This window comes from Hyalangium sp., from assembly GCF_045802625.1.
Classification (GTDB): Bacteria; Myxococcota; Myxococcia; order Myxococcales; family Myxococcaceae; genus Hyalangium.
Window position 1 is genome coordinate 80,705 of record NZ_JBJMQP010000158.1, and the last position, 22,384, is coordinate 103,088.

Annotated in this window: 23 protein-coding genes; 9 read left to right on the top strand and 14 right to left on the bottom strand. The window is 67.0% G+C overall.

Features of this window, described 5'->3' with window-relative positions; all coding sequences use genetic code 11:
- Positions 1-2: 2 nt before the first annotated feature.
- The 4 genes from ACJ8AT_RS29250 to ACJ8AT_RS29265 are packed head-to-tail and all read left to right on the top strand — an operon-like array spanning position 3 to position 4,370.
- Positions 3-1,295 carry a sugar ABC transporter substrate-binding protein gene (locus tag ACJ8AT_RS29250; RefSeq protein ID WP_407741200.1) on the top strand — a complete coding sequence of 431 codons (1,293 nt, stop codon included), beginning with the start codon at positions 3-5 and terminating at the stop codon, positions 1,293-1,295.
- A complete protein-coding gene (locus ACJ8AT_RS29255) occupies positions 1,292-2,170 on the top strand; it encodes a carbohydrate ABC transporter permease (protein WP_407741201.1) in 879 nt (292 codons plus the stop codon). The genes ACJ8AT_RS29250 and ACJ8AT_RS29255 overlap by 4 nt, the downstream gene beginning before the upstream one ends.
- Complete coding sequence (locus tag ACJ8AT_RS29260; RefSeq protein WP_407741203.1) at positions 2,167-2,988, top strand: carbohydrate ABC transporter permease; 822 nt, start codon at positions 2,167-2,169, stop codon at positions 2,986-2,988. Before ACJ8AT_RS29255 ends, ACJ8AT_RS29260 begins: the two co-directional genes overlap by 4 nt.
- Before the next feature lie 2 nt (positions 2,989-2,990).
- A complete protein-coding gene (locus tag ACJ8AT_RS29265) occupies positions 2,991-4,370 on the top strand; it encodes a GH1 family beta-glucosidase (protein WP_407741204.1) in 1,380 nt (459 codons plus the stop codon).
- Positions 4,371-4,486: 116 nt separating this feature from the next.
- Here the strand turns inward: ACJ8AT_RS29265 and ACJ8AT_RS29270 are convergent, their stop codons facing one another.
- The 3 genes from ACJ8AT_RS29270 to ACJ8AT_RS29280 are packed head-to-tail and all read right to left on the bottom strand — an operon-like array spanning position 4,487 to position 6,118.
- Positions 4,487-5,101: a hypothetical protein gene (locus ACJ8AT_RS29270; protein WP_407741205.1), complete on the bottom strand. Its 615-nt coding sequence runs from the start codon at positions 5,099-5,101 to the stop codon at positions 4,487-4,489.
- A 19-nt stretch (positions 5,102-5,120) separates the two neighbouring features.
- Positions 5,121-5,471 (bottom strand): DUF2019 domain-containing protein, encoded by a 351-nt coding sequence (locus ACJ8AT_RS29275; protein WP_407741207.1) that lies wholly within the window; start codon positions 5,469-5,471, stop codon positions 5,121-5,123.
- Positions 5,471-6,118, bottom strand: coding sequence for a hypothetical protein (locus ACJ8AT_RS29280; RefSeq protein ID WP_407741208.1), 648 nt, complete (start codon positions 6,116-6,118; stop codon positions 5,471-5,473). The genes ACJ8AT_RS29275 and ACJ8AT_RS29280 overlap by 1 nt, the downstream gene beginning before the upstream one ends.
- Before the next feature lie 166 nt (positions 6,119-6,284).
- Between ACJ8AT_RS29280 and ACJ8AT_RS29285 the strand changes: the two genes are divergently transcribed.
- On the top strand, positions 6,285-7,682 hold the full coding sequence (locus ACJ8AT_RS29285; protein WP_407741209.1) for a serine/threonine protein kinase: 1,398 nt from the start codon (positions 6,285-6,287) through the stop codon (positions 7,680-7,682).
- Between the two features lie 51 nt (positions 7,683-7,733).
- Here the strand turns inward: ACJ8AT_RS29285 and ACJ8AT_RS29290 are convergent, their stop codons facing one another.
- From ACJ8AT_RS29290 to ACJ8AT_RS29330, 9 genes are all read right to left on the bottom strand, one after another.
- Positions 7,734-8,465 (bottom strand): DUF5953 family protein, encoded by a 732-nt coding sequence (locus ACJ8AT_RS29290; RefSeq protein ID WP_407741210.1) that lies wholly within the window; start codon positions 8,463-8,465, stop codon positions 7,734-7,736.
- A gap of 31 nt (positions 8,466-8,496) precedes the next feature.
- Entirely contained in the window at positions 8,497-9,423 is a 927-nt protein-coding gene (locus ACJ8AT_RS29295) for a DUF6310 domain-containing protein (RefSeq protein ID WP_407741239.1), read from the bottom strand.
- A gap of 129 nt (positions 9,424-9,552) precedes the next feature.
- A complete protein-coding gene (locus ACJ8AT_RS29300; RefSeq protein ID WP_407741211.1) occupies positions 9,553-10,392 on the bottom strand; it encodes a hypothetical protein in 840 nt (279 codons plus the stop codon).
- Positions 10,393-10,474: 82 nt separating this feature from the next.
- A complete protein-coding gene (locus tag ACJ8AT_RS29305; protein WP_407741212.1) occupies positions 10,475-10,879 on the bottom strand; it encodes a hypothetical protein in 405 nt (134 codons plus the stop codon).
- 30 nt (positions 10,880-10,909) lie between these two features.
- Positions 10,910-11,341, bottom strand: coding sequence for a hypothetical protein (locus ACJ8AT_RS29310; RefSeq protein WP_407741214.1), 432 nt, complete (start codon positions 11,339-11,341; stop codon positions 10,910-10,912).
- 261 nt (positions 11,342-11,602) lie between these two features.
- Positions 11,603-13,894 carry an ATP-dependent Clp protease ATP-binding subunit ClpA gene (gene clpA, locus ACJ8AT_RS29315; RefSeq protein WP_407741215.1) on the bottom strand — a complete coding sequence of 764 codons (2,292 nt, stop codon included), beginning with the start codon at positions 13,892-13,894 and terminating at the stop codon, positions 11,603-11,605.
- Between the two features lie 3 nt (positions 13,895-13,897).
- Positions 13,898-14,221, bottom strand: coding sequence for an ATP-dependent Clp protease adaptor ClpS (locus tag ACJ8AT_RS29320; RefSeq protein WP_407741216.1), 324 nt, complete (start codon positions 14,219-14,221; stop codon positions 13,898-13,900).
- Positions 14,222-14,257: 36 nt separating this feature from the next.
- Complete coding sequence (locus tag ACJ8AT_RS29325) at positions 14,258-15,418, bottom strand: GNAT family N-acetyltransferase (RefSeq protein ID WP_407741217.1); 1,161 nt, start codon at positions 15,416-15,418, stop codon at positions 14,258-14,260.
- 80 nt (positions 15,419-15,498) lie between these two features.
- Positions 15,499-16,098, bottom strand: a complete 600-nt coding sequence (locus tag ACJ8AT_RS29330; RefSeq protein WP_407741218.1) for a DUF2378 family protein — start codon at positions 16,096-16,098, stop codon at positions 15,499-15,501.
- 168 nt (positions 16,099-16,266) lie between these two features.
- On the opposite strand from ACJ8AT_RS29330, the gene ACJ8AT_RS29335 reads away from it, so the two are divergent.
- Both ACJ8AT_RS29335 and ACJ8AT_RS29340 read left to right on the top strand, forming a co-directional pair.
- The gene (locus ACJ8AT_RS29335; protein ID WP_407741219.1) at positions 16,267-16,836 is read left to right on the top strand and encodes a NifU family protein; all 570 of its coding nucleotides are present in this window, start codon (positions 16,267-16,269) and stop codon (positions 16,834-16,836) included.
- 113 nt (positions 16,837-16,949) lie between these two features.
- Entirely contained in the window at positions 16,950-17,693 is a 744-nt protein-coding gene (locus ACJ8AT_RS29340; RefSeq protein ID WP_407741221.1) for a class I SAM-dependent methyltransferase, read from the top strand.
- Here the strand turns inward: ACJ8AT_RS29340 and ACJ8AT_RS29345 are convergent.
- Positions 17,671-18,564 (bottom strand): oxidoreductase, encoded by an 894-nt coding sequence (locus tag ACJ8AT_RS29345; RefSeq protein WP_407741222.1) that lies wholly within the window; start codon positions 18,562-18,564, stop codon positions 17,671-17,673. The genes ACJ8AT_RS29340 and ACJ8AT_RS29345 overlap by 23 nt on opposite strands.
- An 81-nt stretch (positions 18,565-18,645) precedes the next feature.
- Between ACJ8AT_RS29345 and ACJ8AT_RS29350 the strand changes: the two genes are divergently transcribed.
- Together ACJ8AT_RS29350 and ACJ8AT_RS29355 are read left to right on the top strand one after the other, a co-directional pair.
- Positions 18,646-19,779, top strand: coding sequence for a class I SAM-dependent RNA methyltransferase (locus ACJ8AT_RS29350; RefSeq protein ID WP_407741223.1), 1,134 nt, complete (start codon positions 18,646-18,648; stop codon positions 19,777-19,779).
- Positions 19,780-19,916: 137 nt separating this feature from the next.
- Positions 19,917-20,747 (top strand): hypothetical protein, encoded by an 831-nt coding sequence (locus ACJ8AT_RS29355; RefSeq protein WP_407741225.1) that lies wholly within the window; start codon positions 19,917-19,919, stop codon positions 20,745-20,747.
- 15 nt (positions 20,748-20,762) lie between these two features.
- Here ACJ8AT_RS29355 and ACJ8AT_RS29360 read toward each other — a convergent pair whose 3' ends face one another.
- Positions 20,763-22,364, bottom strand: coding sequence for an ATP-binding protein (locus tag ACJ8AT_RS29360; protein WP_407741226.1), 1,602 nt, complete (start codon positions 22,362-22,364; stop codon positions 20,763-20,765).
- Positions 22,365-22,384: the final 20 nt, after the last annotated feature.

The window sequence follows — 22,384 nt, forward strand, 5'->3', positions numbered from 1 at the left end:
CGATGGCGGGCGCGCGGTCAACGCGGCTGGGAGCACGCTGGCTCGCCGTCGCCGCGCTCGTCTGTTGCGGGGCCTCCTGTTCCAGGCCGGCGTCAGGCGAGATCGTCCTCCAGTTCTGGGCGATGGGCCGGGAAGGTGAGGTGGTGGCCGAGCTGACACGCGCCTTCGAGGCCAGCCATCCCGGGATCCGCGTCAAGGTGCAGCAGATTCCCTGGCAGGGGGCGCATGAGAAGCTCTTGACCGCGTTCGTGGGCGACGCGACGCCCGATCTGGCGCAGCTGGGGAACACCTGGATCCCGGAGTTCGCCTCGCTCGGCGCGCTCTCCGCGCTGGATCCGGCCGTGGCGGCATCGACCGTCATCGAACCGAAGGACTACTTTCCCGGCATCTGGGACACCAACGTCATCGAGGGCCGGCTCTTCGGAGTGCCCTGGTATGTCGACACGCGGGTGCTCTTCTACCGGCGCGACCTCTTGGCCCAGGCGGGATTTTCCCACCCACCCAAGAGCTGGGGCGAATGGATGGAGATGCTCGTCGCCATCAAGCGGCTGCCTGGCGCGGAGCACTATTCGATCCTGGTGCCGCTCAACGAGTTCGAGCCGCTGCTCCTCCTCGGGCTGCAGCAGGAAGAGCCGCTCCTGCGCGAGGGCGGCCGCTGGGGCAACTTCCGCAGCCCGGGCTTTCGGCGTGCCCTGGGCTTCTACCTGGAGCTGTTCGACAGGGAACTGGCGCCACGCGCGACCAACACCCAGATCGCCAATGTGTGGAACGAGTTTGGCCGCGGCTATTTCGCCTTCTACATCACCGGTCCCTGGAACATCGGTGAGTTCAAGCGCCGGCTGCCCCCGGAGCTTCAAGGCAGCTGGATGACGGCCCCACTGCCCGGGCCCGAGGGCGCCGGCCTGTCGAATGCCGGAGGCTCGAGCCTGGTGGTGTTCGCGGGCTCGCCGCGCAAGGAGGCGGCCTGGAAGCTCATCGAGTACCTGTCGCGGCCGGAGGTTCAGCGTCGCTTCTACGAGCTGTCCGGCAACCTGCCGCCCCGGCGGTCGAGCTGGGATGACCCGGTGCTCGGCGGCGACATCCATGCCGCCGCGTTCCGCGAGCAGCTCGAGCGGGTCGAGCCCACCCCCAAGGTGCCGGAGTGGGAGCGCATCGCGACCGAGATGAGAATCGTCGCCGAGCAGGCGGCGCATGGAGGCTTGTCCGTCGACGCCGCGGCCGCGGAGCTGGATGCGCGCGCCGATCGCATCCTGGAGAAGCGGCGGTGGATCCTGGCGCGGGAGGCGGGAGAGTGAGGGCCGCTCGCGCCGGGTGGTTGTTCGTGACGCCCGCCCTGCTGATGATCGCTGTCTTCTTCTTCCTCCCGGTCCTGGCCGCGCTCGGCCTCAGTCTGACGGACTTCGACATCTATGCCCTGGCCCGCCTCGACAATCTCCGCTTCGTCGGGGGGGGCAACTACCTGCACCTGCTCCAGGCTCCACTCTTCTGGAAGGCGCTGGGAAACACGCTCCTCTTCGTCATCGCCGGGGTTCCGCTCTCCATCGCGGTCTCCCTCGGCACGGCGCTGCTCCTCCACTCGGCGGTGGCGCGCGGCAAGGCGATCTTCCGCACCGCGCTCTTCGCGCCAGTTGTCACCACCCTGGTCGCGGTCGCGGTGATCTGGAACTACCTGCTCCACACCCGCTACGGCCTCATCAACTACCTCATGGGACGGGCTGGCCTCCATCCGATCGACTGGCTCGGCGATCCCCACTGGGCAATGCCGGCGATCATCCTGTTCGCGGTGTGGAAGAACTTTGGCTTCAACATGGTGATCTTCCTGGCCGCGCTGCAGAGCATCCCGGAGGAACTGTACGAGGCCGCGCGCATCGAAGGTGCCACCGCCACCCAGCAGCTGCGCTTCGTGACTCTGCCCGCGCTGGCTCCCACGCTGGTCCTGGTCAGCACCCTGACGATGGCCGGCTACTTCCAGCTCTTCGCCGAGCCCTACGTCATGACCCAGGGCGGCCCGCTGCAGAGCACGACCAGCGTCCTCTATTTCATGTACGAAGAGGGCTTCAAGTGGTGGAACCTCGGCTCTGCCTCGGCGGTCGCCTTCCTCCTCTTCCTGCTGATATTCGCCGTGACGATGGCGCAGTCCTTCGCCCTGCGTCGCTGGAGTGAGCCATGACGCCGCGGGCGCGCGCCATCCTGGTGAATGCGTCATTGTTCGCGGCCGCGGTGGTCAGCCTGGGTCCCCTCTTGTGGATGGTGTCGGTGTCCTTCATGGCCCCGGGGGAGGCGAGCAACACTCCACCTCCGCTGCTCCCGCACGAGGCCACGCTCGTGAACTACCGCCAGCTCTTCGAGCAGACCGGCATGGGCCGCAGCTTCGCTAACAGCCTGTTCCTGGCCACGGCGACCACCCTGCTGGCGCTCGTCTTCAACGTCAGCGCGGGGTATGCGTTCGCCAAGCTGCGCTTCGCTGGCCGCGAGCGCATCTTCCGGACCCTGCTGGGCGCCCTCATCCTCCCGGCACAGGTCGCCATGATCCCCCTGTTCCTGCTGCTCAAGCACATGGGGCTCGTCAACACCTACCTGGGCGTGCTGCTCCCGTCCGTGGCGAACGTCTTCGGCATCTTCCTGGTGCGCCAGTACGCGCTCTCCATTCCGGACGAGATGCTGGAGGCGGCTCGCATCGACGGGGCAGGGGAGCTCCGCCTCTTCTGGTCGATCGTACTCCCGACGCTGGGGCCGATCCTGGTCACCCTGGCGATATTCACCTTCCTCGGCTCGTGGAATGACTTTCTCTGGCCGCTCATCGTGCTCACCAGCGATGATCTTCACACGCTGCCAGTCGCGCTGGCTTCGCTGACACGCGAGCACGTGCAAGACAGCGAGTTGATGATGGCCGGCGGCGTCATCACCGTGCTACCGGTCCTGGCGCTGTTCCTGGTGCTGCAGCGCTACTACATCCAGGGTCTCCTGGCAGGAAGCGTCAAGGGATGAATATGACAAAGACCATTGAGTTTCCGCGCGGCTTCCTCTGGGGCAGCGCCACCTCGGCCTATCAGATCGAGGGCTCGCCGCTCGCGGACGGAGCCGGCCCCAACATCTGGCAACGCTTCATGCACACGCCCGGTCTGGTGCCCAGCGGCGATACCGGAGATGTGGCCAGCGATCACTACCGGCGCTACGCGAGCGATGTGGCGCTCATGCGCGAGCTGGGCATGCAGGCGTATCGCTTCAGCATCGCCTGGAGCCGCATCCTGCCCAACGGCAAGGGCGCCGTGAACCAGGCGGGCCTCGACTTCTACGATCGGCTCGTCGACGCGCTGCTGAAGAATGGTATCGAGCCGCTCATCACGCTCTTTCACTGGGACCTGCCGGCCGCGCTGGATGATCTCGGTGGCTGGCTCAATCCAGATATCGCGAACTGGTTCGCCGACTATGGGACTGCGGTGTTCCGCCGGCTCGACGACCGGGTGAAGAAGTGGTTCACCCTGAACGAGCCGTGGGTCGTGTCCGACGGCGGCTACCTGCACGGCGCGCTGGCCCCCGGCCACAAGAATCGGTTCGAGGCGCCGATCGCCTCGCGAAACCTCATGCGGGCGCATGGCGCGGCGGTGCAGGCTTATCGCGCCACGGGCAAGCACCAGATAGGCCTGGTGGTGAACCTCGAGCCCAAGTATCCCGCCTCTGACAGCGCGGAGGACCAGGCGGCAACGGTGCGCGCGGATGCGTACATGAACCGGCAGTACCTCGATCCCGCGCTGCTCGGGAGTTGTCCGGACACCGAGCTGGCCGAGATCTTCGGCGAGGCGTGGCAGCCCTGGGCAGCGGAGGCGCTGAGGCTGACCCGGCAGCCGATCGACTTTCTCGGGATCAACTACTACACGCGCAGCGTGACGCGCTTTGACGAGCGCTCCTGGCCGCTGCGGGCCGCGCCGGTGCGGCAGAAGCAGGCCACGTACACCGAGACGGGATGGGAGGTGTTCGAGCAGGGCCTCATCGACACGCTGGTTCAGGTGAAGAAGCGCTACGGAGATATTCCGCTCTACATCACCGAGAATGGCGCCGCCTTCTTCGATCCTCCGGTCGCCGAGGGCGATCGCATCCGGGATCCGCTGCGAGTCGATTACCTGCGCAAGCACCTCACGGCCGTCCACACCGCCATTCAGCAGGGCATCGATGTCCGGGGCTACATGGTCTGGTCCCTGCTCGACAACCTCGAGTGGTCACTCGGCTTCGCCAAGCGGTTCGGCATCGTCCACGTCGACTTCGAGAGCCAGAAGCGAACTCCCAAGGACAGCGCACGCTTCTACTCGCGCGTGATCGCCACCCATGGCGCCGCCTTGAGCGAGCCGCCAGACGAAGCCGGTGCTCGCTGAGCCGTTTCCCGCCTCAGGCCTGACTGCGTCATCCAGCAGCCCGTGCCTCACGCATCGATCCGGCGGAGGCGCTGCGCCGGCCGTGGAGTGAGCCGTCCGTCCGATGTCCAGGTGCATTACCTGCCCGCCCAGAAGGTCCAGATCGTGGCGGCGTACCGGGCCCAGTCGCCTTCCCGGGTGTCGAGGTGGAGGAACGGCAGCACGCTCTTGCGCAGCCCGTCCCAGCGGCGGCGCTGGGACTGGATGACCGCGTCCAGAGCCGCCTCGCGCCCGCCGTACCACGCATCCATGCCTTGGGCCCACTGCTCCTCCTGGCGATCCACCCGCTCGATGGCGCGCCGCTCGGCATGCGGCTCCGGATAGCTCAGCAGCAGATGGGCCGTCCCGAGCCGCCCGAGCCATTCGTCGAACCGCACCAGCCGGTCCCACTCCGGAAACAGCGCGTAGGTGGTGAGGTGGAACCGCTCGACGATGAAGGAGCGGGCCGGGGAGGCGGCCAACTCCCGCTCCATCCGCTGCAGGGTACCTTCGAGCGCCTCGAAGGTCGGCCGGGCCCGCCAGGCCGGATCCTTCACCTGGTCCATGATCTGGCCCAGCGTGTCGTCCTCATAGATGAAGTGCGTGTCCGCACCTTCCGGCAGTGCCTCGATACGAGCGCGCAGCTCCTTGAGGACGGAGCTCTTCCCCGCGCCGGTGATGCCGTCAATGATCAGGATCCGCTTCATGCTCATGCTTGGCTGCCTCGGAGGTTTATTCTGGATCCAAGGCCCAGGTTCCTTCCTCCCACCGCTGCAAGGCCTGCTGCGCCTCGAATGGTACCAACCCCTCACCCTTGGCGGCCTCTTCTAAAACCGCCTTGGCCTCCGCCGTGCGATGGCGGAGCAGGCGGGCCGCTGTGGTGACCCTTACATCTAGGCGCGGGTGCTTTAGAAGAACAGCCAGTGCATCTCGCCCGGCATTGCCATGGGCCCGGAGCTTGTCAAACGCGGCGTTATACCTCCGGGCATGTTTGTTCCCTGTCTTGGCGTCTCCCCTCCAGATCGCATCGGTCTGCGCGGCAACGTCCTCGGCGAACTGCTCGACGAGTTCCTCCAGATCCATTACCAGATCCCCTTCTTGACGTTCTCAATCGCCAGAAGCCCAAACTTGCGCTGGGCCTCGTATGACTGAGTGCTCAACCACTGCCGCACGGTCAGGCTGTTCGAGCCTGTGATATTGCCTCGAATGGAGGAGTAGAGCGCGCTGATACGCGTGTGCAGCCCCTTTTCCAGAGGGATGACGTTCTCGGTGTTGTGGAGGGCATGAGGCCCGAACCGCTCCACGTTGCCTGGTGTCTGCTCGACGATGTGGTGCCACTGCTGGCCCTCTCCCGCCGAGCCCAAGGCATTCTTGAGGCCGCTGAACGAGCCCCAGGATCTGAAGCCGGTGGGATTGACCCCAACTGCGGATCCGCCTCCGCCCATGCTCTGGGCCACCATGGCGACCGCCGTGGCTGGCAGGGAGATGACGATGGTGGTTCCTACAACGGCCACCGTGCTCACCTGTCCCACGTTCCCCAGGTTGATACCCACCTGGGAGGCCCCCAGTGCCGCCGCCTCCGAGAAGCTGGGCAGCATCGCCAACCGCGAGGCCAGCCACGCCGAGCCCCCCGCCATGCCATGGCTCACCACGGCCGTCACCGCGAGCACGAAGACGCGCGCCACCTCCGGTCCCACACGGTCCGCGAAGTGCTGGCTGGCTTGCTCCAACTCCTCGAGGGTCGTGGCTTTGTCAGGAGGGTTTCAGTCTACGGGAACGTTATCCCACCCTGTGAAGGGCTCGGAGCTCTGACTGAGGACGTCTCTGGCTTGGAGCCCCACCTATTCGGTAGGGTTGCACCTGCAAGCGTGCTCGCTTTGCTCCTGGAGCGTCCCCGTGTCTCACCCCCCGTCCACAGACCCGCGCACCTTCGTCCACGGCTCGTTGGTAGGCCCCTGGCGCATCCTGGAGCTGCATGATTTCGGTTCCTTCGGCGCCATCTACCGAGTCGAGCGCGCCGGTTCCCCCGAAGCGGGCCCCTTCGCGCTGAAGATCGCCCTACAGCCCGAGGACCCGCGCTTCTCCCGGGAAGTGGAGTTGCTCCAGCGCGGAGTGCACCCCTCGATTCCGCGCTACGAGGACAGTGGCGGGTGGGCTGGACCCGATGGCCGAACCTTCCCCTATGTCGTGATGGAGTGGGTGCAGGGCCGGCTGTTGTACGAGTGGGCGCGAGTGCACAAGCCCACCTCGGGCGAGGTGCTGTGGGTGCTAGCGCAGGTGGCCTCGGCGCTGGCGCTCGTGCATGCGGACGGGGGAGTGCACCGGGACGTGAAGGGGGACAACATTCTGGTGACTGCTGGGGGCCGTGCGGTGTTGCTGGACTGGGGAGGAGGCACCTACGCGGGAGCCAAGGCCTTGACGGATACGCTGCTGCCGCCGGGCACCTCGAACTACCGGGCACCCGAGGCGGTGCGCTGGGCGTGGGCTCACCGGAGGACGAAAGGAGAGTCCTACCAGGCGGGCCCCGTTGATGACGTGTATGCGCTTGGGGTGACGGCGTATCGACTGTGTACAGGCATCTATCCGCCAGCGCCCGAAGAGGGCAGTGGGCCGCCGCGTCGGCTGCTGGCGCCGAGCGATCTGGCCACGGTGAGCGTGGGATTGGAGCGTCTGGTTCTAGCCTGTCTCTTGGAGGACCCCAGGGCTCGCCCGCTCGCTGCGGCGCTGGCCATCGGCCTGTCCGCCGCTGCCAAGGAGCAGGAGGCCGCCCAGCCCATTGCTCCCACCTCTGCTGCGGCGGACACGGAGCAGACCTCGCACCCGGGGCACCGGCGTCGGTGGGCGGTACCTGCATGGCTCTCGCTGGGGGCGGCGGCTGTCGCGGGAGTCCTGCTGGGGGTCGCCTTGTCGGAACTCCTGCGCCCTAGGCCGAACTCCCCGGCAGCGCCAGAGCGTTCTCCTGACATCGCCGCGCATGTACTCAAGACGCCTTCTCCCGAGGCGCCAGATGGAGGCGTGGGGGATGAGGCTTTGGCCAGTGTGGTAGATGCCCCGCGTCCCGGAAGTCCGTCCTACGCGCTTGCCCTGCCCATGCGGCGCCAGCCTTTCCCCGGGCAGACGAAACCGCCGTGCGACCCCGAGATGCAGCAGAAGGCCATCAACGGAGGATGCTGGGTGGGACCCCTCGGTACGAAGAAGCCCCCCTGCGGCCCGAAAGCGTTCGACTACGAAGACGGCTGCTATATGCCCGTACTCGATGCGCCACGCGCACCCACCAGCGAGGACCCGAGATGACGCTGCACAGGCTCGCCCGCCCTGTGCAATCCTGGCTCGAGATTGCTGGCCTCAAGGGGCCGAGCGCCCGCCGATCTCCGGGAAACGTTCGTAGACGTGCAGGAGCGCCGCGAGGTGCGCGGGGTTGTCGAGATCGAGAGGCGCATCCGTGAGCCGGACCACCCACCCTCCCATTGCGGTGCGCCGCGCCCGTGAGAGCAGCTCCGCGTCGCGGGTGGGGTCCGGGAAACCGATGGCCCGTGCGGCATCGGCCGACCAGTAGTTCAGCCACCCGAGGCGATGCGGAATCTCAGGCGAGCGCATGTCCCTCGGGGGTTTGATCGAGGGAAGCCCCCGGGGTGGTGCCGCCATGTCAGTTGGCACATTTTTCGTCTGGCGCACGATGTCCAACCCCGCGCTGAAGGGCGTTGCATGCCCCCAGAACGCGCACGCGGCCTCCGCCACGGCCTCCAGCACCTCCGGTGCCGCCGCGGTGCCAGTCGCGGCGAGTGGCAGCTTGGCATGGACTTCCAACTGGGCCTGACCGCCTGGAGAACTGCTCGCTGGGCTTTCCCACCCCGTCACGGTCACTCGGAAGGTGTCATCGCCGTTGCGCAGGAGCGGAAATCCCCCATCCATCCTTGTTCGGGCGACAAAGGCATCGCGATCTGGAAGGGGGATGAGCTGCCCCTCTTCGGAAATCATCCACCCCAGGTGCATGCCGGGGAGTGCGCGTTCCATGGCATGAACAACGGCCACGGGGCGGTCATCATCGCGCGCGAGAGCGGGCGCGTAGATGATCATGCCCAGGTGATTTCGTTGCGTGGCAGGCATTTCAGCACCACCCCATGACGACGATGAGGCCCCTGAGTTCTGGCTCCGCGTACTCCAGTGCGGCTTTGTGTGAGGCGCTGAGCACGCCGATCCGGAAGCCAAAGCCGCAGGCCCTGGCAAGGTCGCGCTCAATCCGCAACTTCGGCACCTGGCTTCTGACCACAATCTGCTGAAGCTCGTCCGTGTACGTGTCGAAGTTGTCGGTTTTGACCTCCCACAGCGTGCGCGTGGCCGATTGCAGCGCGTCGAAGTTCTTCCCATTCACGAACACATCCCAGCCGGGGAAGCTGTTGTTCGGGATTTTGTCGGCGCATTTGTTGTGCGGGTCATTACCGCCCAAGTGTGGCACCGGGACAGGCTTGCACTCCGGGCGGCGCTCCCGGTCCGTGGCCTCGGGGGGCAGCGGGGGCGGCCAGTCTGGCCCTATGGGCCCCGGCTTGGGCCTTCGTTTCGCCAAGGGTTCCAGAGGGGCGGGCTTTGTTTCAGGCACCGGCCTGACTTTCTCGGGACGGACCCCTTTCAGTTCATTCGAATCCAGTTCTTCTTTGATGGCGATGGCCACTACCACTACGCCGACGATGACCACCGCTCCCACGACAAGCTCCGGCTGCGTCAACAGGCAGATGCCGACCATCGTTTCCAGGGTGGCCGCATCCGCCGACGCCACGGGGCATCGTCGCTCGGTATCGCGAAAGCGAATCCTCCGGGTGTCGAGCGCGTGAAAGCACCGCTCCACCACCACGGGCCAGGGATGGGAAGCCTCCTGGACGACGCACCGCCCCTCGTCCTTCCAGGGCAACGCCGCTGCTCTCTGGAGGTTGGTTCGCCTCGCGGTTCGGGCCGCTGGCTCTTTCGGGCTCGGCTCCGTCGTCGCGCAGGCCGAGAGAAGGAGCACAAGTGCGATGCAAGCTCGGAAACGCATGATCACGTCCTTCAATCAAATAAGTGCACCGTGGGCTTTCAGCTTCATGCTCTTTCCTTCCACGTCGAAGGAAGACGACGCTGTTCGTTAGGACAGTGTATGGACGGGAAGCGCTGTTTGGGTGGAATAGAGAAATCAGAGCATTACTGCTTGTTGCCAAGCGCTGAAGACAAGTTTGGCGAACTCTCCACTCCGGACGGCTGAACGAATCTGCTTGCCTTCTAAGGGAACGATTAGCAGCCGTTCTCGGGTGCCCCGTAACATTTCACTGGTCACCGTTTCGGTAAAACCGTTCCACGAGACAAGAAATCCTAGCGAGCAGCGCTCGCTACGATTGGAGAGTTTGCTCCGAAATATGACGAACTCATCTTTTCCGCATTTGCCAGACCAGTTCTTGCACTCGACCTCGGCAGTAGATGCCACGTCGACCTGTTCGATGAGCTTGTCTAGGGGCAAGTTGCCCCAATCTTCAATACGAGAAGCGGCTTCGGCGGCGCGACGACCGACTTCATTGGATACTTGCTCGGCAAACTCCTCAAGCTCTTCGGTGGTTTTCAGAGCTGCCTTGTAAGAGTCCGCCAGGGTCTTGCAAGGAAGGTTTCTAATCTCATAGACAAGCTGAACGTGGGCTCCGTCGTCGTCGTAGCTCACTAACTTGACGTCGCCGCGAATGCGCTCGCGCTTTTCAACGGCACGCCGAACCAGATCCATGTAGTGCTCAAGATTTAAAGGCCGGTACCAATATTTTCGAGACCATGTAAGGTCGACTTCCGCATGGAGGCTGTTCTTGGAGCGAATCAACACGCCGATCCAGTCAATATGTGTGACGCCTTCCTTAAGTTCGCCGATCCCCAGGCGCACGTTTTCAGGCAGATCCTTTAGGGCGAGGTCATCCAAAACTGCTGCAGGAAGATAGACATCTTCATCGTCGCCACAAGCCTTTTCAAGGAGACTACAGGCATTTTCGGGCTTCATTGATGATGCATTCCGGGCAGTTTGGGAGTTTGACTCGGCTCATAAGGGAAGACAGATGCTGAAGGCATCTTGGTGCGATATTTCACTCGCGCTTGAGGATCACGCCGTCGTCACTGACCGCGTAACTGATGCCAGCATCCACAAGGGTGGGTTTGAGTCCGCAGCGTTCATCCTCCTTGGGCATGAAGTGGATGAAGGTCATTCCTTCTCCACTGCGAACCCAAGCGTCATAGGTCTCGAGCTTGAGAAGACAGCGCGTATAAGGGTCATCCGTCGTCGAGGGCTCCGTTCCGATCGCTCGGAAGTCATCCATGGCGATCTGGAGCGCCTTGAGCTGGGGCCCTGTGAGGGTTGTTGTTGCGTCCTTGCTCCATTCCGGAAACTGAATCTTCTCGGCCACCTGTTCTGGCGCGAGCTGCGGCTTCCGATGGATATGGAAGCACCCTGTGCTCGTCAAGAGCAGCACTCCCAGGCCAAGCTTCTTCATCCAGGCACCTTCCACGAACAGGAGTCTCCGTTACTCGCCGCGTATGTCGTCAGCCACATGCTTGATGGGTTCAAACTTCCCGTCCTTCAGTTGAAATACCGTCCGATCTTGAAAGTCGTACAGATAGACTTCGCAAATCGGGTTGAACATCACGCGGAAGTAGAAATGTTGCCGCTGCGCTTGGAGATCCTCGGGAGAGAAGCGCGTGATGGCCGGATGGCCGTGGTAGTCCGCGTAGATGGTTGCATCCGGCGCGGCGGGGTCGCTCACCGCATCTGGGATGAAGCACTTTTTTCGTCCACCTGAGGCTTCCAATGGCGGCCCGAGCGGAGAGGGGTAGCTTGCATAGAACCGCGCATCCCCAGGCCGTTGGTAGATCAGGCCGCAGTACTCCTGCCCACCACGGCGATTGCCCGCCATTGCACCCGGTTTCTCGCGGATGACTTTGCAGAGCTCGGGCACAAGCACTTCCAACTCGTCAGCGGGACCCAGCAGTGGCCCGGCAACAACGAGGTGGTTTTGCGAGTCGTACCAGAACTTCGGGGGCTCGCCCGTAGCGCAAGCGCCGAGGAACCCTACGCATATGAATATGAGCGAGCACGCTGGAATGGCTATCTCACGGTTCTTCGGGCAGCGCATTCCAGCGAGTCTACCAGCCCACCGCCAGAAAACCCCAGCACCCAGGAGGAGAGGAGTGCTCTCCTCAAGAGCGCTGGGACAGGACTACGCGGTGGCCACCGCTTCCGGTTCCACCTTCAGCTTCAGGCTCTCGCCTTCCACGTCGAACCTCGCGACGCCGCCGTTCTTCAGCTCGCCGAACAGCAGCGCTTCGGCCAGTGGCTTCTTCAGGCTGTTGTCCACCAGCCGCGCCATGGGCCGCGCGCCGAAGGCCGGATCGTAGCCGTGCTCCGCCAGCCAGGCCTTCGCTCGAGTCGTCAGCTCCAGCTTCACCTTCTTCTCCACCAGCATCTTCTGGAGCAGCCCCACTTCCTTGTCCACCACCTTGAGGATCACCTCCGGCGACAGACCGCTGAACAGGATCCACCCGTCCAGCCGGTTGCGGAACTCCGGCGTGAACGTCCGCTCGATCGTCTTCTTCGCCTTCGACGCGTCCGCCGGCGCCTGGATGTCTCCGAAGCCGATGGACTTCGTGCTCATCTCCCGGGCTCCCGCGTTCGTCGTCAGGATGAGGATGATGTTGCGGAAGTCCGCCTTCCGGCCGTTGTTGTCCGTCAGCGTCGCGTGGTCCATCACCTGCAACAGGATGTTGAACAGGTCCGGGTGCGCCTTCTCGATCTCGTCCAGCACCAGCACCGCGTACGGGTGCTTGCGGATGGAGTCCGTCAGCAGGCCGCCCTGATCGAACCCCACGTACCCTGGAGGCGCGCCGATCAGCCGGCTCACCGTGTGCTTCTCCGAGTACTCGCTCATGTCGAAGCGCAGGAACTCCACCCCCAGCACCGCCGCCAGCTGCTTCGCCAGCTCCGTCTTTCCCACGCCCGTCGGGCCCGAGAACAGGAAGCTGCCGATCGGCTTCTCCGGCGAGCGCAGCCCGGACCGCGCCAGCTTGATGGTGCTCGTGAGGTTCCGGATGGCCTCGTCCTGGCCGAAGATGACTCCCTGCAGCTCCTTCTCCAGGTTCTGCAGCTGCACGCCCTCCTGCGCCGACACGCTCTTGGCGGGAATGCGCGCCATCTTCGCCACCACGTTCTCCACGTCCGCCATCGTCACCTTGCCGGTGCGCACGGCCTCGGGCTTCAGCTTCTCCGCCGCGCCCGTCTCGTCAATCACATCGATCGCCTTGTCCGGCAGGAACCGATCATTGATGTGCTTGGCCGACAGCTCCGCCGCCGCTCGGATGGCGTCCTCGTCGTACTTCACGCCGTGGTGCTCCTCGTAGCGGCTCTTGAGCCCCTCGAGGATCTTGATCGTGTCCTCCACCGACGGCTCCGGCACCTCAATCTTCTGGAAGCGCCGCGACAGCGCCCGGTCCCGCTCGAACGAGGCCTTGAACTCCTGGTAGGTGGTGGAGCCGATGCAGCGCAGCCGCCCGTTGGCCAGCGCCGGCTTCAGGATGTTGGACGCATCCATCGAGCCGCCGCTCGTGGCCCCCGCGCCGACGATGGTGTGGATCTCGTCGATGAAGAGGATGGCGTTGGGGTGCTCCTGCAGCTCCTTCAGCACGCCCTTGAGCCGCTCCTCGAACTGGCCGCGGAACTTCGTGCCCGCAAGCAGCGCGCCCATGTCCAGCGAGTACACCGTGGCGCCCTTGAGCACGTCCGGCACGCGGCCCTCGGTGATGTGCAGCGCCAGGCCCTCGGCGATGGCCGTCTTGCCCACCCCCGTCTCGCCCACGTACAGCGGGTTGTTCTTCCGCCGGCGGCACAGCACCTGGATGGTGCGCTCCAGCTCCTTCTCGCGGCCAATCAGCGGATCAATCCGCCCCGCCTTGGCCTCCTTGTTCAGCTCCGTGGTGTACGCCTCCAGCGGGCTCTTGCGCGGAGACTCCCCGTCCTCATCGTCCCCGGCCGGCACGCCGCGAGGCTCGCCCCCTCCCTCGGAGGAGGACTCGTCCTTGCTGATGCCGTGGGAGATGTAGTTGAGGAGATCCAACCGGGTGACGCCCTCCTGCTGCAGCAGGTAGAGCGCGTGGCTCTCCTCCTCGCGGAAGATGGCCACCAGCACGTCCCCGCCATCAATCTGCTTCTGCTCGGCGGACAGCGCGTGCATGGCGGCGCGGTGGAGCACCCGCTCCACGCCGATGGTCTGCTGCGGATCGGCCTCCGCGTCCTCGGGCAGGCGCTCGACCGTCTCCTCCAGGAAGGTCTCCAACCGTTCCTGCAGGCGCTTGACGTTGGCGCCGCACGCCTTGAGCACCTCGCGCGTGCGCGCGTCCTTCGTCAGCGCGAGCAGCAGGTGCTCGAGCGTGAGGTACTCGTGCCTCATCTTCCGCGCCTCCTCGAGGGCATTGCGGAAGCTCGTCTGCAACTCCTTGGCAATCAGCGGTCCAGCCACGATTCAACCTTCCTCTGGTTCCATCGAGAGGCGCAGCGGGAACCCATTGTCCTTCGCTGCCGCCTCCACAATCTTGATCTTCGTCTCGGCGACTTCATACGTATAAACGCCGGCCACGCCGATGCCGTTGTAATGAACGTGGAGCATGATCTGCACGGCATCCGTCTCGGATTTGTGGAAGACCTCCTTGAGGACGGCGACCACGAACTCCCGAGTCGTGTAGTTGTCGTTGTGCAGCAGCACCTTGTAGAGCGTGGGCTTCTTGAGCTTCTTCTCGGGCTTGGTTTGTGTGACGACGTTCTCGTCGTTTTCGAACTTCTGGGCCATGGGCTCTCTCTAAGACGCTCGAACAGGCCGAGCGCTTCAGCTCTCCTCTTTGAAACCCGTTTCCGCCTGCCACCGGGGCAGGCCAGCGCGGACGGCCGCCTGCTCCTGGAGGAGGAAGGCACGCACGGCCCGGTCCAGTCCAGGGTGAAGGAGCAGGTGCGCGCTGTAGGTGATGTGGGGCTCGAAGCCCCGGGTCAATTTGTGCTCGCCCCCTGCCCCGGGCTCGAAGCGCTCAAGGCCCCGGAGGATGGCCTCCTGGAGGGGGTGGTAGAGGCAGACGTTGAAGTGCAGGAAGGGGTGCTCCTCGAGACAGCCCCAGTAGCGCCCATAGAGGACATGCGGGCCGGCGAAGTTCAACGCTCCGGCGATGCGTTGTCCTCCCCGCCGGGCCTCGATGAACTCGCAGCGGTGGCGGAAGGTGGCGAGCATGCGAGCGAAGAAGTCCGGGGTGAGGAAGCGCCGCCCCCACGGGTACTTGTCCACCGTGGAGACGTAGAGGCGGTAGAGCTCCTCCGCGCTCAGCTCCGTCAGCTCCTCGCCGCGCAGCGTGCGCACGGTGATGCCCTGGCTGGCCGGCGTGCGCAGCTCCCGGCGGAGCTGGTTGCGCCGCTTGGAGTGGAAGCGGCCGAGGAAGTCCTCCAGCGTGCGGTAGCCCGTGTTGCTCCACTGGTACTGGACTCCCAGCCGCAGCGCGAAGCCCGCGGCCTCCAGGCCCGCCGCCTCGGCCTCGGTGTGGAAGAGCACGTGGATGCCCGAGGCGCCCTCGGCGCGGGCGTACTCCAGCGCTCCGGAGTACAGCTCCGCCTCCCGAGCGGCCCGATCCTCTCCCGGCGCCACCAGCACGCGGCGGCCCGTGGCCGGGGTGAAGGGCACGGCCAGCACCAGCTTCGGGTAGTAGCGCAGCCCCACGCGCCCGGCGGCCGTGGCCCACGAGCCGTCGAAGACGAACTCGCCGTCGCTATCATCCCTCAGGTACGCGGGCGCGGCGGCCACCAGGCGCGAGCCTCGCCACAGCGTCAGGTGGCGCGGGTGCCAGCCCCGCTCGGGCACGGCGCTCCCGCTCTCCTCCAGCGCCGCCAGGAAGGCCCACTCCAAAAAGGGCACCGCCGCGTCATCGAGCAGCCCATCCCACGCCCCACGAGGGAGCTCGGTGATGGAGCGATGGACGCGCAGCGTCAGGGGCAAGGGGCTGGACATCGGGCGGGCAGGGGGACTCGGTGAACCCGAGCCTATAACGACCCCGGTGGGTGCTCGCCAGGGAGCGGACCGGGCAGCGGCTACCAGCGGAGGAAGAGCCGGTAGCCTTCCGTGGTCCGCTCTTCCACCGAGACGATGGGTTTGACGTGCGCGCGCTCCAGGCCGACCTCGAGCGCCCCCGCCAGGAACTCCGGGCGGTTGTAGATGTCGCCGAAGTAGATGCGCCGCGCCGTCTCGCCCGCCGGCATGATGCGCACCTCCATCTCCCCGCGGCCCATCATCGCGCAGTAGCGCGGCAGGCGCTCCACCACGCGGGCCGGGCCAATCATGGGCATGGCCACCGCCACCACCTTGCCCACCAGCGTCTCCAGGAAGCCGTCCACCAGCTTGCGGCCCAGCAGCCGGTACGCCTCCTCGTCGCTCAGGTGGGTGAAGATCTCCTGGCGGGCGGCGTTGACGCAGCGCTGGTAGGTGAGCACCGAGTAGCTCACCTCGGGCTTCTTGATGTCGTAGCCGTAGGACAGGAGACGCTCCGCCAGCTTGCCCTCGGCCTTGAGGCCGCGAACGAAGAGGCCCTCCATGACGCTGACCGGAATGCGCGGCAGCGCTCGGGGCTCGATGGGGGGGCGGGTCGGAAACTTCGTCTCCATAGCGTGGAAGTCCTTGGGACGCAGTGTCATACACCGATCCGCGCGTCAGGCACTACATCCTGTCCGATAGGATGTAGCCCACTGGACCCACACAGAGGGGAAGAGGGGCGGCCGGGGACGGCTCGGTTGCCTCCCAGGGCTCCGTGTTGCTATGGGGCCGCCGGCGCCTTAGAGGAAAGCAGCACAGGAGATTTCTGAATGTCGGTGAACATCCAGCTCGAGTGGACCCCCAACCCCAGCACCCTGAAGTACGTGGTGGACCGTCGTCTGATCTCCAGCGGTGCGGTGAACTTCACCAACCGGGAGGAGGCGGAGAAGAAGTCCCCCCTGGCCAAGAAGCTGATGGACGTCAAGGGCGTGACGGCGGTGATGGTGGGGCTCAACTTCGTCACCGTCACCAAGGGCGACGAGGGCGAGTGGGACGAGCTCAATGACGCGGTGATGGCCGCGCTGGACTCGCACCTGGGCGCCAACGAGCCCGTGGTGGACGAGGAGGCGGTGGCGGCCTCCCGCGCGGCGGCGGCGGGCACGGGCGGCGGCGGCTCGGTGGAGCAGCGCATCCGGGACATCCTCGATGCGGAGATCCGCCCCGCGGTGGCCCAGGACGGTGGGGACATCACCCTGGACCGCGTGGAGGACGGCATCGTCTACCTGCACATGCAGGGCTCGTGCGCCGGGTGCCCGTCGTCCACGGCCACGCTGAAGATGGGGATTGAAGGCCGCCTGCGGGAGCTCATCCCCGAGGTGACCGAGGTGGTGTCCGTCTGAGGCGCAACGTCAAGGCCCCGCAGGTCCGGCGCGAGCTGCTGCCGGACCAGTCCCCGGCGCTCCTGCGCGAGCTGCACCTGCTCACGCGCGAGGGGCACCTCAACGCGGATGCCTTGCGCAAGCTCAAGCAGGTCAACCACCTGGTGGGCCTGCTCAAGCCCGCCATGGAGGACCTCCTGGCGCGCCACCCCTCGCCCGTGGTGGTGGATGCGGGCAGCGGCAACGCGTACCTGGGCTTCATCCTCTATGAGCTGTTCCTCAAGGACGCGGAGGCCGGGACGCTGCTCTCCATCGAGGGCCGCCCGGAGCTGACCGAGCGCGCGAAGGAGCGGGCCCAGCGCCTGGGCTTCACGCGCATGCAGTTCCAGACGGCGCACCTGGAGCAGGCCACCTGGCCCGAGCGCATCCACCTGCTCACCGCGCTGCACGCCTGTGACACGGCGACGGATGATGCGCTGGCCGCCGCCATCCAGCACGGCGCGGACCACGTGGCCGTGGTGCCGTGCTGCCAGGCCGAGGTGGCCGCCCAGCTCAAGGGCAAGCGCCCGGAGGTGGACACCTCGCTGGGCATGCTCTTCCAGCACCCGTGGCACCGGCGCGAGTTCGGCTCGCACCTCACCAACGTCATCCGAGCTATGGCGCTGGAGGCCTTCGGCTACCAGGTGACGGTGACGGAGCTGACCGGGTGGGAGCACTCGCTGAAGAACGAGCTCATCCTCGGGCGGCGCGTGCACAAGGAGAACCGCCCGGCCCGGGCCAAGCTGGAGGCCCTGCTGGCCTCCTTTGGCGTGCAGCCGAAGCTGACGCGGATGCTGGGCGTGCAGCCCGCCTCCGCTACCCGTACGTCTCCCGCTTGATGCGCTTGTCCTCCACGCCCAGCGTGTGGAGGTGGCCCAGCACCGCCTCGATGAACCGGGGCGTGGCCGGGGTGCGCGTCTCCATGGCCTTGCGCCGGTCCCACGCGGTAATGGCCGGGCCGCACGCGTAGACAAGGCACGTCTGCCGGTCCGGGATGAGCTCCTCGAGCAGGGCCTGGCTGATGCGGCCCTTGCGGACCTTGGGGCCGAACCGCGACTCGTCCGTCTCCCGGGTGAGCGTGTGAAGCACGCGGACCGTGTCCGGGTGGGCCGCCTCCAGCTTGTCCAGCTCCGCGCCGAACAGCATGTCCGCCGCCGTCTTGTTCGAGCAGAGCACGGTGTGGCGCAGCTTCAGCCCTCGGTGCAGCGCGTCCTTGAGGATGGCGAAGTTGGGCACCGCGCCCGAGCCCGCCACGATGTGGACGATGTGGTCGGTGCGCTCCTGGACGTCGTCCGGCAGCGTGTAGGGGCCCATGAAGCCCTGCACCTTGATGCGCGCCCCCTTGAGCCGCCCGTGGATGAGGTAGGGCGCCAGCAGCGCCGGGTACTTGGTGATGCCGGGGGTGTACTCCTCGTCCTTCACCGTGATGGCCACCTGCGGCTCGTGCGGCGCGGAGGACATCGAGTAGGAGCGGAACAGCTCGCGCCGGCCCTTCTGCTCCTGCAGGAACGCGGCGAGCGTGCGCAGGGCCGGGAACTGGTGCGGATCGATGTTGATGAACTGGCCGGCCTTGTACTCCACCGGCGCCCCCCCGAAGTCCAGGTACAGCGTGGCCGTGTCGTGCGTCTCCATCCGCACGTCGGTGACGGTGACCTCGTAGTCCAGGGGCTTCTTGCGCACGGTGACGGCGGGGGCTTCGGCGGGGCTCATGGGCTCTCCCCTTAACGCAAATGAGGGGGCTTCGCCGATAGGGATTGCGGCTGGCGCCCCAGCGCCCACAATGGCCCGCCCGTGACCAGCTTCCCACCCCCAGAGCAGGTCTTCGCCGTGGCCCCTCCAGGCCTGGAGCCCGCTTTGGAGGCGGAGGCGGCGGCGCTGGGCCTCTTGCCCCGGCGCGTGGAGGGTGGCGTGGAGCTGGGGGGCGTGGTCGGCCTCCACCAGGAGCTCAACCTCCGCCTGCGCACCGCCAGCCGGGTGCTGCTGCGCCTGGGCCGCTTCCAGGCTTCGAACGTGGCAGCGCTGACTCGTGGGCTCGCGGAGCTGGACCTGGCTCGGGTGTGGAATGGGAAGGACACGCCCAAGCTGTCCGTGACGGCGCATGGCTCGCGGGTGCCCGCGAACGCGGTGCCTTCGGCCGCGGCGCGGGCCTGGGGGCTCTCCAGCGTTGGACACGCGGGGGCGCTGGACGAGGAGGGGAGCGAGGGCCTCACGCTCCTGGTCCGCCTGGACGGCCCCGAGTGCACCGTCAGCGCGGACACCAGCGGCGAGCCGCTCCACCGGCGGGGCTACCGGCAGGAGATCGGCCGGGCCCCTCTGCGCGAGACGCTCGCGGCGGGGATCCTGCTGCTCGCGGGCTACGACGGGGTGGAGCCGCTGGTGGATCCGATGTGCGGCTCGGGCACGTTCCTCATCGAGGGCGCGTGGATGTCCCTGCGCCGCGCTCCCGGCCTGGAGCGCCCCTTCGCCTTCGAGCAGTTCCCCCGCTTCGAGCCCGCCGCGTGGGCCCAGCGGCAGGCGCGGGCTCGGGCGGAGCTGCTGCCGGCGCCCCGCTCGGCGCTGCACGGCTTCGACATCAACGCGGGGGCGCTCGGCACGGCGAGGCGCAACGCCCGGCGAGCCGGGTTGACGCTGGCGCTGGAGCGCCGGGACGTGAAGACGCTCCAAGCGCCTGGGGCGGGACCGGGGCTGGTGGTGGCCAACCCCCCCTATGGCAAGCGCGTGGGGGAGAGCGGTGAGCTGCCGGAGCTGTACCGCGCCCTGGGAGCCACCCTGCGGCGCTCTTTCCCCGGGTGGCGCGCGGCGCTGCTCGTCCCCGACGAGGCTGGGCTGATCCGCGAGCTGGGCCTGCGGGACGCAAAAAGCCTGAAGGTTCTCAACGGGGGCCTGCGGTGCCGGCTGCTGCTGTCCGCGCCGCTGTCCCCGTAAGCCCCCGAACTTCCAGCGAGAATCCTCCCCCACTCTCGAAACTCAAGAGCGCCACGCAACTCTTGCGCACACGGGACGAGAATGTAGGTGCAACCCCCATCACTTCCGACAAGGTGGTCGGAGAGGAGCTGCCCCCCATGCTGTCGCCCGTTTCCCGAAGCTTCACCTCGAACCCGCTTCAGTCGCTGGCCCAGAGTGTTCAAGCCCCCAAGGGAGACGCGAAGTCCAACGCGCTTTCGTCGCTGGATCCGAAGCAGGCGCAGTCGCTGGAGCAGGTGCTGTCCTCGCTGGAGCAGCTCCTCGAGCAGCTGGTGCAGAAGCTGAGCGGCGGCAACGTCACCTCCCTGGGCTCGGACTCGGGCGGCTCGTCCGCTCCTCGCGTCGCCGGCTCCTCGCCGCGCTCGGGTGGGGACAGCTTCTCGCCTGGTGGCTCCTCGCGAGCGGCCCCGCGCGGGCTGCCCTCGCTGGACGGCTCCAACGCTCCTGCCCGCGCCACTCCCTCCGCGGCGAACAGCGGGGAGCTGCTCTCGGGCATCCAGGTCTCGGATCCGCGCGTGCGCCAGGCCCTGGAGCAGATCGCCACCCACCCGGATGGCGCGAAGCTGATCGCCGCGGCCAAGGCCAACGGCCTGTCCTCCATCTCCGTCAACCCCGGCCTCAACCCGGATGGCGGCGCCGGCACCCAGGGCGAGACGTACTACGGCGGCGGCAACACCCGCATCGAGCTCGCCGACCCCAACAGCCCGGATCTCATCCAGACGCTGGCGCACGAGCTGGGCCACGCGGCCACCACGCAGGACGGCGACTCTCAGCTGGAGGAGAACACCGTGGATCGCCTGGGCGATCGCATCCAGGAGGATCTGATCGGCCGCCCGTCGCGCTTCACCCTCGACCAGGGCGCCTACAGCGGCCTGTCCCAGGACAACGGCGTCCTCAACAGCCTGCGCTCGCTCGGCATCCGGGTGTAGCTGGCCGCCGCGCGCTCAGCCCTTGGGGGCCAGGGGCAGGCGGAGCTCGAAGCGCGCTCCGCCGCCGCGCCTGTCCCTCACGTCCACCGAGCCCCCGTGCGCGAGCGCCACGCGCCGCACCACGGCCAGCCCCAGCCCGGCCCCCGTGGCCCGGCTGGTGAAGAAGGGCTCGAAGACCCGCTGCGAGTCCACGCCGGACAGGCCCGCGCCCTGGTCCTCCACCACCACGGCCAGCCCGCTGGGCCCGCGCGTGAGCGCCATCCGCACCTTGCCTCCCACGGGAGAGGAGCGCAGCGCGTAGCGCAGCAGGTTGGACAGCGCCAGCTGCAGCAGCGTCTCGTCGCCCTGCATCAGCGGCAGCTCCGGCTCCTCCACCAGCTCCACCTGGGCCTCGGTGGCCACCGAGACGGCGTGCACGCTCTCCACCGAGTACCGGGCCAGCTCCCCCAGGTGCAGCGGCTTGAGGCGCAGCTCGAAGGGGCGCACCACGTCCAGCAAGTCTCTGACCAGATCCTCCAGCCGAGTCACCTCCTCCTCCAGCATGACCACGGCGGTGGCGCCGATGGGGCTCAGCTGCGGCTCGCGCTTGAGCACCGTGGCCACATTGAGGATGGCGCCCAGGGGGTTGCGCACCTCGTGGGCCACCACGCCCGCGGCCTCGCCCAGCACCGTGAGCCGCTCCTGCTCCACCAGATCTCCCTGCAGCCGGGACACCTCGGCCAGGCGGCTGGCGGCCTCGTGGTGGTGGCGCACGTTCTCCAGCGCGCTGCCCACCATGCCGGCGAACAGCTCCAGCGTGCTGGCGCTGGCGGGGCTGAGCGTCTGGCCTTGCACCGCGAGGATGCCGTAGGGCGTGCCGCCGATGAAGATGGGCGCATCCAGCGCGCGCGCGTTGGGGAACGCCTGCTTGAGGAAGGCGGCCAGCTCGGGGGTGTGCAGCCGCTCCAGCGTGAGGTGGATGTCCTGGGTGTAGGCCGCCTTGCGCTCGGTGAGCACCGACTCGATGTGGGGCATGCTGGAGCGGGGAAAGCGCACCTGGGCAATGGGGACGCCGTAGAGCTTCTCGCCTAAGGCGAGCGCCGCGGGATCCTGCCGCAGGGGGCCGTGGATGAAGGCGTCTCCATCCAGGCGCAGCACCGAGACGTGGAAGCCCTGCTGGTGGATGGCCTCCACCGCCAGCTCGAGCACGGCCTGCTCCTCCCGGCAGTGCATCATCTTCACCGCGGTGGCCACCAGCGCCTCGGTGAGCCGGCGCACGGTGTCCTCCTGCTCCAGGGCCAGCACCACCACCAGCTTCTCGTCCGGCAGGGAGCCGGCCGTGGTCTGGATGTGGCACAGCCGCTCCCGCCCGTCCGCGCCTCGCAGGTGCAGCCAGAGCGCCGAGCCCTGAGGCAGCTCGCCTCGGACGCGCGACTCGTAGAGCGGCTCCACCCACGTGCGCTCCTTGGGGGTGAAGCGCGCGAGGAGCTCCGCCATGGAGAGCCGGGACAGCTCCTCCGTGGTGGCGCCCAGCAGCGCCGTCAGCGCCGGGTTGGCGTACACCACTCGCTCAGCGCGCAGGACGGCGACAGGGACGGGAAGACCCTCGAGCGGCCGGTACTCGGAGGAGTCAGGCACGGGCTCATCCTGGAACGCGC